Source organism: Flavobacterium sp., assembly GCF_031423415.1.
Classification (GTDB): Bacteria; Bacteroidota; Bacteroidia; order Flavobacteriales; family Flavobacteriaceae; genus Flavobacterium.
In genome coordinates this window covers 1-1,398 of record NZ_JANPFL010000159.1, presented here as the reverse complement: position 1 = coordinate 1,398, position 1,398 = coordinate 1, and the positions used below count along the sequence as shown (strand labels likewise).

The 1,398-nt window shown below is 32.6% G+C and carries 2 protein-coding genes; both read left to right on the top strand.

What is annotated here, in order from left to right:
- Window positions 1-123: 123 nt before the first annotated feature.
- The gene (locus tag RMO83_RS13830; RefSeq protein ID WP_310560287.1) at window positions 124-756 is read left to right on the top strand and encodes a response regulator transcription factor; all 633 of its coding nucleotides are present in this window, start codon (window positions 124-126) and stop codon (window positions 754-756) included.
- 132 nt (window positions 757-888) lie between these two features.
- The coding region (locus tag RMO83_RS13825) for a citrate/2-methylcitrate synthase (RefSeq protein WP_310554953.1) at window positions 889-1,398 on the top strand (510 nt) is incomplete at its 3' end.

The window sequence follows — 1,398 nt, the reverse complement described above, 5'->3', positions numbered from 1 at the left end:
ACCAAAACCAATCCACAAAAGGCGACGGTCTAGGGAATATTGCTTATCGAGTACATTATTTGAAAGGAAAAATAGATACCGCAACGTCGCCTAACAATGGAACTACTGTAAATATTGAGCTCAATGCGTAACAGTCCTATAAAAGTATTTATTGTCGACGACCATCAAATGGTTATTGAAGGAATCAAATCCTTGTTGTTTGGCGAAAACCATATAGAACTCGTTGGTTGCGCTAACACGGCTCAAAATTGTTTGCAATTTTTTAAAATAAAAACAGCCGATGTTATTTTAATGGATATAAATTTGCCTGACACAAGCGGCATTGAACTTTGCGACAGTATTACAAAAAAGCACCAAAATGTAAAAGTTATCGCCTTAAGTACACACAATCAAGGTACTTATGTACGAAAAATGATAGAAAGTGGTGCTAAAGGTTATTTACTAAAAAATGCAGACAAACACGAAATACTTAAAGCAATCGAAACGGTCTCTAAAGGTAGTAACTATCTCACTTTTGAAGCAGATAGAGCCTTGCGTTACGAAAATGAACTTCAAAACAAAATACCAAAACTAACCAAGCGCGAAAAAGAAATCCTCATTCTCATAGCCGAGGGGTTAACCAACATACAAATCTCCGAAAAATTATTTATAAGTACAGATACAGTTGACAGTCATCGCAAAAATTTACATACCAAACTAAATGTAAAAAACACAGCAATGCTCATAAGATTTGCTACAGAAAATGATTTGTTATAAGCTAGAAATAAGAAGGTTTTTTTATTTTTATTAAAAAATTAACGAAATCGTCACCTTAAAACTTTTTTATTTAATACATAATTATCTATTTTTGTTAAATTATATATTTTAGATTAATTCCCACATTATATTATGTCAAAAATTGCAACATTAGAAATTGATGGAAACAAGTATGAACTTCCAGTAATGGTTGGAAGCGAAAACGAAACGGCTATCGATATTAGTAAATTAAGAGATTTATCAGGTGCTATCACTTACGATCCAGGATACAAAAATTCAGGTGTTTGTAAAAGCAAGATCACTTTCCTTGATGGAGAAGAAGGAATTCTTCGTTACAGAGGATATTCCATAGAAGATTTAGCCGATAAAGCAGATTTTCTTGAAGTGTCTTATTTAGTTATTTTTGGTGAATTACCAAACAAAGAACAATTAGCAAATTTCGAAAGAAACATTCGTAAATACACTTTGGTCAACGAAGAAATGAAAAACATCATCGATGGATTTCCAAAAACAGCACATCCAATGGGTGTTTTGTCTGCCTTGACAAGTGCTTTGACTGCATTTAATCCAAAAACGGTCAATGTAGATAACGAAAAGGAAATGTACGAAGCCATTTGTAAAACAATGGGTAAATTTCTTGTT

What these genes read in the sequence shown, in the direction of transcription:
- RMO83_RS13830 (WP_310560287.1), top strand. Translation starts at nt 124, where the DNA reads ATGCGTAACAGTCCTATAAAAGTATTTATTGTCGACGACCATCAAATG.